3 protein-coding genes are annotated in these 3,951 nt (G+C 34.8%); all 3 read left to right on the top strand.

Annotated elements, in window-relative coordinates; translation table 11 throughout:
• Positions 1-17: 17 nt before the first annotated feature.
• The 3 genes from brnQ to AC1DTM_RS19755 all read left to right on the top strand — a co-directional run bounded on the left by brnQ (position 18) and on the right by AC1DTM_RS19755 (position 3,884).
• Positions 18-1,376, top strand: a complete 1,359-nt coding sequence (gene brnQ, locus AC1DTM_RS19765; RefSeq protein WP_002158307.1) for a branched-chain amino acid transport system II carrier protein — start codon at positions 18-20, stop codon at positions 1,374-1,376.
• Positions 1,377-1,460: 84 nt separating this feature from the next.
• Complete coding sequence (locus AC1DTM_RS19760; protein ID WP_002202379.1) at positions 1,461-1,880, top strand: VOC family protein; 420 nt, start codon at positions 1,461-1,463, stop codon at positions 1,878-1,880.
• Between the two features lie 369 nt (positions 1,881-2,249).
• Positions 2,250-3,884: a copper resistance CopC/CopD family protein gene (locus tag AC1DTM_RS19755; protein ID WP_477000700.1), complete on the top strand. Its 1,635-nt coding sequence runs from the start codon at positions 2,250-2,252 to the stop codon at positions 3,882-3,884.
• Positions 3,885-3,951: the final 67 nt, after the last annotated feature.

Raw genomic sequence — 3,951 nt, 5'->3', positions numbered from 1 at the left:
GAATGGGGGGTTATATTATGGCGAATAAAGTACCGTTTTCGTTCATAGTAGTTATTGGATTAATGTTATTTGCACTATTTTTTGGAGCAGGAAATTTAATTTTCCCAGCTATGCTAGGTCAATCGGCAGGAGAGAATGTATGGATTGCTAACGCTGGATTTTTAGTAACAGGAGTAGGTTTACCATTACTAGGTGTATTAGCATTTGGTTTTTCAGGTAAAGATGATTTACAGTCATTAGCAAGTCGTGCTCACCCAGTGTTTGGGATTGTGTTTACAACAGTTTTATACTTAGCAATCGGTCCGTTATTTGCAATACCAAGAACAGGAAATGTTTCTTATGAAATTGGTCTTAAGCCTTTTATGCCAGAGGGATTAGGTTCTACACCTTTAATTCTTTTCACAATTATATTCTTTAGCATCACTTGTTTTTTTTCGCTAAATCCTGCGAAAATTGTCGATATTGTTGGGAAAATATTAACGCCAATTAAATTGACATTCATCGGTATTTTAGTAATCGTTGCTTTTATTCATCCGATTGGAGATATGCAAGCACCAGTGGAAGCTTATACATCACATGCATTCTTTAAAGGATTCCAAGAAGGATACTTAACGATGGACACGCTTGCATCATTCGTATTCGGAATCATCATCATTAATGCAATTAAAGAAAAAGGTGCGAAAACGAAAACACAAATTATGGTTGTTTGTGCAAAAGCAACACTGATCGCTGCATCTATTTTAGCAATTATTTATACAGCTCTTTCTTATATGGGAGCTTCAAGCGTTGCGAAGCTTGGACATTTAGAAAACGGCGGAGAAGTATTAGCAAAAGTTTCTAACTACTATTTCGGATCATATGGCGGAGTATTATTAGGGTTAATGATTACAGTTGCTTGTTTAACAACAAGTGTGGGACTTGTATCAGCATGCTCTTCATTCTTCCATAAGTTATTTCCAAATGTTCCTTACAAAGCAATTGCAATTACGTTATGTGTGTTTAGTGCTATTGTTGCAAATGTTGGATTAACGCAATTAATCGCAGTTTCTGTTCCAGTATTAACAGCAATTTATCCACTAGCAATCGTGTTGATTTTCTTAACATTCTTCCACTCATTATTCAAAGGAAGAGCTGAAGTTTATCAAGTGAGTTTAATCGTAACGTTTATCATCAGCTTATTTGATGGATTAAGTGCAGCTGGAGTTAACATTGAAGTAGTAAGCCGTGTGTTCACTAAATTCCTTCCGATGCAGGAAGTAGGATTAGGCTGGATCTTCCCAGCGATTATCGGTGGATTTATCGGATATGGCATTAGCATTTTAAAAGCGAAAAATCAAGTTCAACCAGCAGCTAGTGCGAATAAGAAAATAGGTTGAATTTAAAAAGTTATAGAATTTGATTCTATAACTTTTTTTGTTACTATTAATAATGAGAAAAAATAAAGTAGTAGGGGAAATGAAATGAAAAAAACAATTGATCATATCGGCATCGCAGTTCGTGATATAGATAGTACGATACATTTTTATAAAAAGGTTTTATCAGGAACTTTAATAGATCGATACGTAAGTGAAGCACCCGGTGTTGAAAGCGAAGTAGCTATTCTTGAAGTTGATGGTGATAGAATCGAATTACTTGCGCCAACGAATAATACAACTTCTCCAATAGCACGATTTATAAAGCAAAAAGGGAAAGGTGTCCATCATGTTGCGTATCGTGTAGATGATTTAGATGTAGCTTTAGAAGAATTAAAGGAACAAGGCATTCGAACGTTAGAGCATACCCTTCGAATTAATAAACATGGTAGACGATTAATTTATCTTAACCCAGCGGATACAGAGGGAACAATCATTGAGTATTGTGATTATCCGGAAGAGAAGTAAAGGAAGTTTATCCTTCAGAAAAGGTGTTACGTAATAACGTAACACCTTTTTAATTTGTGTATTTCTCTTTATATGGGAGTTTATTTCACATTTTTTTCACAAATGATTCACGATAACTTTTCTTCTTTAGAAACTTACATAAATATATTTTATGCTATAATGATAATCAACTTTAAAAATATTAGTAATATCTATGAAGGTAGCTACTATTATATTGGAAGTATAGAGGTGAGGAATAAATAGAGAGTGATACTAAATAGATCCTTATACTTAATCAGATTAATAGTTTATCAAGAAATAAAACTTGGGAAGTAAAAGTAATGAAAGTGTAGTGACGAAAAAGAAAGAAGTGAAATGATTGTGAAAGTAATGCGAAGGTTAGGGGCATGGCTATTAATAGCGTGCGTGTTTATCATATTGATACCAAAAAGCACATCTGCTCATGCGTATGTTGTGAAATCAAACCCTACTGAAAATGAAACGTTGAAGAAAGCACCATCTATTGTGAAAATTGAATTCGATGAGGACATACAAGTTTCAAGTTTTAATACATTGTTCGTAAGAGATACCTCCGGTAAAAGAGTAGATTTAAAAGATGCTCATATTGATAAGAAAAACAAAAAATTATTAGAAGCTGGGTTAAAAGAGAATCTCAAAAATGGTCTTTACTCTATTCAGTGGAAAGCTATTTCAGCTGACGGGCATCCGATTCAAGGAGTTATTCCATTCCGGATTGGATTAGCAGAAGCGGGAACAGATGATATACAAGTAGAAGAGATGGGCTATGTTCCGCAAATCGATATGATCATGGAACGTGGGGTTCTATATACAAGTTTCTCACTATTTTTAGGAGTTCTATTCTTTAATCTTATTATGTATAAAGGGAATGCAACCCCAGTTCAATCAAGGAGTAAGAGAATAATATGGATATCATTATTTGGGATATTTATTAGTTTACTATTCAATCTACCATTGCAGGCGAAAATAAATGCTGATGTTTCATGGTTAGAAGCATTCGATCCACTATTATTAAAAGAAACATTACAGCTATCTGTTTTTGGTTATGTATGGATAACTCAAATGGCTCTTATTAGTACGCTTATAATTGTTACATATTTTGCGGTGAAGCGTGAGAAGCTTTCGTCGTTTAAAGTATGGAGCATTCCAATTGTATTATTTATTGGGTTACTTGTTATGAAAGCCTTCAATAGTCATGCATATGGATTAAAGTTTAAAGAAATTGCTGTCGTTATGGACTTTCTACATTTATTCGCAGCTTCGTTATGGATTGGGGGGCTATCATCGATTGTTCTTCTTTTACGTAAAGCGGATGACAAGTGGACTATGTATTGGGATGCGATTAAGCGTTTTTCACCGTGGGCAACAGGTGCTGTCATAGTGATTTTATTAACGGGTCTTTTTAACGGTACATTTTTTATTCCCACGATCCATTCCCTATTTGATACGAAGTATGGATTGGCCTTATTAGCAAAGATACTTTTATTCGTGTGTATGGGGATATTGGGAATTATTCATTATGTGAAAGGGAGAATGCGAGCGCAGCAAAGGTTAGGAGCTACGGTGAAAGTAGAGTTTATCATTGGAATTATCGTTTTTGTAATCGTAGCCTTTATGACAAATGTACAAACCCCGCCGATGCCCCCTACTGGACCATATACAGAGAGTAAGCAATTAGATAATGGCTATGAACTTACTCTAAATGTAAGTCCTAATAAGGTAGGACAAAATACATTCCATATTACTTTAAAGGATGAGAACGGACAGCCTGTTACTGATATGGAACAAATTGTATTGACGACTCAATCGTTAGATATGAATATGGGCAAAGGTTCATTTAAAGTTTCGGTARTTACACCGGGAGAATATGAAACGGAAGGGATGTATATTAACATGACAGGAAACTGGAATATACATGTTCATGGATTAACAAAATCTCTTGATAGTTTCGATACAGATTTTAAATTTATTGTAGGCGGCAGATAAAGTGAATGTATATTCCAGTTTCCTGTCATGTTAATATACATCCCTTCCGTTTCATATTCTCCCGGTG

The sequence above is a fragment of the Bacillus sp. P4_D3 genome (assembly GCF_056401855.1).
Note: the sequence above shows the minus strand (reverse complement) of the source record. Positions and strands in the feature narration are given on the sequence as shown.

What these genes read in the sequence shown, in the direction of transcription:
- AC1DTM_RS19760 (WP_002202379.1), top strand. Translation starts at nt 1,461, where the DNA reads ATGAAAAAAACAATTGATCATATCGGCATCGCAGTTCGTGATATAGAT.
- brnQ (WP_002158307.1), top strand. Translation starts at nt 18, where the DNA reads ATGGCGAATAAAGTACCGTTTTCGTTCATAGTAGTTATTGGATTAATG.